Source organism: Actinomyces sp. zg328 (assembly GCF_009829635.1).
GTDB lineage: Bacteria > Actinomycetota > Actinomycetes > Actinomycetales > Actinomycetaceae > Actinomyces > Actinomyces marmotae.
Genome location: NZ_VWPE01000040.1, coordinates 1 through 5,152, shown reverse-complemented (window position 1 = coordinate 5,152; position 5,152 = coordinate 1). Strand labels below are relative to the sequence as shown.

At 59.6% G+C, this 5,152-nt stretch carries 2 rRNA genes; both read left to right on the top strand.

What is annotated here, in order from left to right:
• Window positions 1-141: 141 nt before the first annotated feature.
• A 16S ribosomal RNA gene (locus GVV75_RS10005) occupies window positions 142-1,681 on the top strand.
• A 391-nt stretch (window positions 1,682-2,072) separates the two neighbouring features.
• A 23S ribosomal RNA gene (locus GVV75_RS10000) occupies window positions 2,073-5,152 on the top strand; the annotation flags it as partial.

Genomic DNA, 5,152 nt, shown 5'->3' with positions numbered 1-5,152 from the left:
TTTTTTGTTTGGCCTGTGCTGCTGCTGTTTTTGGTGGTGGTGTGGGTTGGGCCTGGTCTTTTTTTCTGGGCTTGTATGGAGTGGGCGCGTTCTTGGTTTGCTTTGTTTTTGGTGGGCTTGGGGCGTGTTTGTTTCATGTTTTGTTTGGAGAGTTTGATCCTGGCTCAGGACGAACGCTGGCGGCGTGCTTAACACATGCAAGTCGAACGGTGAAGCCCTGGCTTTTGTTGGGGTGGATGAGTGGCGAACGGGTGAGTAACACGTGAGTAACCTGCCCCCTTCTTCTGGATACCGCCACGAAAGTGGTGTTAATACGGGATATTCTGGTCCTGCCGCATGGTGGGGTTGGGAAAGGTCTTTTCTGGTGGGGGATGGGCTCGCGGCCTATCAGCTTGTTGGTGGGGTGATGGCCTACCAAGGCTTTGACGGGTAGCCGGCCTGAGAGGGTGGACGGCCACACTGGGACTGAGACACGGCCCAGACTCCTACGGGAGGCAGCAGTGGGGAATATTGCACAATGGGCGGAAGCCTGATGCAGCGACGCCGCGTGAGGGATGGAGGCCTTCGGGTTGTAAACCTCTTTCGCCAGTGAAGCAGGCCTGCTCTATTGTGGGTGGGTTGACGGTAGCTGGATAAGAAGCGCCGGCTAACTACGTGCCAGCAGCCGCGGTAATACGTAGGGCGCGAGCGTTGTCCGGAATTATTGGGCGTAAAGGGCTTGTAGGCGGCTGGTCGCGTCTGCCGTGAAATCCTTCGGCTTAACCGGGGGCTTGCGGTGGGTACGGGCCGGCTTGAGTGCGGTAGGGGAGACTGGAATTCCTGGTGTAGCGGTGGAATGCGCAGATATCAGGAGGAACACCGGTGGCGAAGGCGGGTCTCTGGGCCGTTACTGACGCTGAGGAGCGAAAGCGTGGGGAGCGAACAGGATTAGATACCCTGGTAGTCCACGCCGTAAACGTTGGGCACTAGGTGTGGGGGGCCTTTCCGGGTTTTCCGCGCCGCAGCTAACGCATTAAGTGCCCCGCCTGGGGAGTACGGCCGCAAGGCTAAAACTCAAAGGAATTGACGGGGGCCCGCACAAGCGGCGGAGCATGCGGATTAATTCGATGCAACGCGAAGAACCTTACCAAGGCTTGACATGTGCCGGACGCTTCCGGAGACGGGGGTTCCTCTTTTGGGGCCGGTTCACAGGTGGTGCATGGTTGTCGTCAGCTCGTGTCGTGAGATGTTGGGTTAAGTCCCGCAACGAGCGCAACCCTTGTCCCGTGTTGCCAGCGCGTTATGGCGGGGACTCGCGGGAGACTGCCGGGGTCAACTCGGAGGAAGGTGGGGATGACGTCAAATCATCATGCCCCTTATGTCTTGGGCTTCACGCATGCTACAATGGCCGGTACAGAGGGTTGCGATGCCGTGAGGCGGGGCGAATCCCTTAAAGCCGGTCTCAGTTCGGATCGGTGTCTGCAACTCGACACCGTGAAGTTGGAGTCGCTAGTAATCGCGGATCAGCAACGCCGCGGTGAATACGTTCTCGGGCCTTGTACACACCGCCCGTCACGTCATGAAAGTCGGCAACACCCGAAGCCCGTGGCCTTACGGGGAGCGGTCGAAGGTGGGGCCGGTGATTGGGACGAAGTCGTAACAAGGTAGCCGTACCGGAAGGTGCGGCTGGATCACCTCCTTTCTAAGGAGTTTTTTGCTCTCGCTGTCTTGGGTGGGTGGGGGCGGCTTGTTTGTTCTGCTGGCCTGAAAGTGGGTTGGTGGCGGGTCGTTTCTGCTTGTCTGGGGCGTGTTTGGTGGGAGTTTTTTGGGCGTGGGCGAGCATGGCGCGTTATCGGGGTTCTGGGACAGCGCGCTTTGGCGTGGTGTGCCTTGGTGGGCCTGGCTGGGCTCGTGGCCACTGTTTTGGTGGTTGTGGGGTCTGGTGTGGGTGGGTTGGTTGTGAACTGCATAGTGGGCGCGAGCATCAGCGCGCCTCGTGAATCCCTTGCTTGTGGCGCGATGCGTCTTGGGGGGTTTGTGGGGCGTGTTTTTTGTTTTGCTTTGGTCTTGTTTTTGTTTGTGTGTTTTGTGTGTTGCTTGTTTTTATGGGCGTTCGGTGGATGCCTTGGCATCAGGGGCCGATGAAGGACGTGGTGGCCTGCGATAAGCCTCGGGGAGCCGGCTAGCGGGCTGTGATCCGAGGGTTTCCGAATGGGGGGACCCGGCCGGGGTCATGCCCGGTCACCCGCGCTTGAATTCATAGGGCGTGGGGGGTGACGCGGGGAAGTGAAACATCTCAGTACCCGTAGGAGAAGATATTCCGTGAGTAGTGGCGAGCGAAAGCGGATGATGGTTAAACCATGGTCGTGTGATTACCCGGCAGGGGTTGCGGTCGTGGGGTTGTGGGGCATTGTTTTCCCGTTGCTGCCGTGGCGGGGCGCAGTGATCAAGCCTGTGTGGTAGCCGAACCTTCTGGGAAGGAGGGCCGTAGTGGGTGAAAGCCCCGTAGGTGAAACCGGTGGGCCTGCGTGATGGTGTTCCCGAGTAGCACGGGGCCCGTGGAATCCTGTGTGAATCTGCCGAGACCACTCGGTTGCCTGAATACTTCCTGATGACCGATAGCGGATAAGTACCGTGAGGGAATGGTGAAAAGTACCCCGGGAGGGGAGTGAAAGAGTACCTGAAACCGGGCGCCTACGAGCCGTCAGAGCCCTTTCGTTTTGTGGGGGTGATGGCGTGCCTATTGAAGAATGAGCCTGCGAGTCAGTGGCGCGTCGCGAGGCTAACCCGTGTGGGGGAGTCGTAGCGAAAGCGAGTCCGAAAGGGCGTTGTGAGTGGCGCGTTCTGGACCCGAAGCGGGGTGATCTACCCATGGCCAGGTTGAAGCACGTGTAAGAGCGTGTGGAGGACCGAACCCACCTCAGTTGAAAATGGGGGGGATGAGCTGTGGGTAGGGGTGAAAGGCCAATCAAACTCCGTGATAGCTGGTTCTCCCCGAAATGCATTTAGGTGCAGCGTCTCGTGTTGCCCGGCGGAGGTAGAGCTACTGGGTGGCTGATGGGCCCCACAGGGTTACTGACGTCAGCCAAACTCCGAATGCCGTTCGGGTGGTAGCGGGGCAGTGAGACGGCGGGGGATAAGCTCCGTCGTCGAGAGGGAAACAGCCCAGATCGCCGGCTAAGGCCCCTAAGCGCGTGCTAAGTGGGAAAGGATGTGCGGTCGCGCAGACAACCAGGAGGTTGGCTTAGAAGCAGCCATCCTTGAAAGAGTGCGTAATAGCTCACTGGTCAAGTGATCGTGCGCCGACAATTTAGCGGGGCTCAAGCACGCCGCCGAAGCCGCGGACCTGCCGCGTTGTTCCTTCCTTATCGTCCTTGTTGGCGGTGGGGCAGGGGCGGTGGGTGGTAGGGGAGCGTCCCGCGCCGGGTGAAGCCTCGGGGTGACCCAGGGGTGGACGGCGCGGGAGTGAGAATGCAGGCATGAGTAGCGATACTAGGGTGAGAAGCCCTAGCGCCGAATGACCAAGGGTTCCAGGGCCAGGCTAGTCCGCCCTGGGTGAGTCGGGACCTAAGGCGAGGCCGACAGGCGTAGTCGATGGACGACGGGTTGATATTCCCGTACCGGTGTAGCACCGCCCATGCTGACGTGCGGGTGCTAACCCACGCTGTTGCTGGCCGTGTCCTGCTGGGAAGCTTTCGGGTTTCTTGGTGGGTGGTTGGTGATGGTCTGGGGATCCTCCGTGCTGGTAGGCAAGCGCATTAACAGGGGTGACGCGCAGTGGTAGCCCCGCGGGCCTGATGGCTTGGCCCGTTCAAGCGTGTGGCCCGGTCCCCAGGTAAGTCCGGGGGCCACTCATCCTGCTGTTTGTGGTGGGGTGAGAGGGTGAGGCGTGATGGTGACCCCGTTTGATAGCGGGGGATAGTAGGGTGATCCTGTGGCGCCGAGAAAAGCCCCGGCGCGAGGTGCGAGCCGCCCGTACCCTAAACCGACACAGGTGGTCGGGCAGAGTATGCCTAGGCGCACGAGTGAATCATGGTGAAGGAACTCGGCAAAATGCCCCCGTAACTTCGGGAGAAGGGGGGCCCGATCCTTGAAACAGTTTGCCTGTTAGGGGGGAGGGTCGCAGAGACCAGGGGGAAGCGACTGTTTACTAAAAACACAGGTCCGTGCGAAGCCGCAAGGCGATGTATACGGACTGACGCCTGCCCGGTGCTGGAAGGTTAAGAGGATCCGTCAGCCCCCTTGTGGGGTGAAGCGGTGAATTTAAGCCCCAGTAAACGGCGGTGGTAACTATAACCATCCTAAGGTAGCGAAATTCCTTGTCGGGTAAGTTCCGACCTGCACGAATGGCGTAACGACTTCCTCGCTGTCTCCACCATGAGCTCGGCGAAATTGCATTACGAGTAAAGATGCTCGTTTCGCGCAGAAGGACGGAAAGACCCCGGGACCTTTACTATAGCTTGGTATTGGCGCCCGCTATGGCTTGTGCAGGATAGGTGGGAGACTGTGAAGCCGTCACGCCAGTGATGGTGGAGTCGTCGTTGAAATACCACTCTGGCCATGGCGTGCGCCTGAACCTGGGCCCGTGATCCGGGTCAGGGACAGTGCCTGGTGGGTAGTTTAACTGGGGCGGTTGCCTCCTAAAGAGTAACGGAGGCGCTCAAAGGTTCCCTCAGCCTGGTCGGCAACCAGGTGTTGAGTGCAAGTGCACAAGGGAGCTTGACTGCGAGACCGACGGGTCGAGCAGGTGCGAAAGCAGGAACTAGTGATCCGGCGATCCCGTGTGGGTGGGTCGTCGCTCAACGGATAAAAGGTACCCCGGGGATAACAGGCTGATCCTGCCCAAGAGTCCATATCGACGGCATGGTTTGGCACCTCGATGTCGGCTCGTCGCATCCTGGGGCTGGAGCAGGTCCCAAGGGTTGGGCTGTTCGCCCATTAAAGCGGTACGCGAGCTGGGTTTAGAACGTCGTGAGACAGTTCGGTCCCTATCCTCTGCGCGCGCAGGATACTTGAGAAGGCCTGTCCCTAGTACGAGAGGACCGGGACGGACGAACCTCTGGTGTGCCAGTTGTCCCGCCAGGGGCACGGCTGGTTGGCTACGTTCGGGACGGGTAACCGCTGAAAGCATCTAAGCGGGAAACCATCTTCAAGATGAGGTATCCACGCCCCC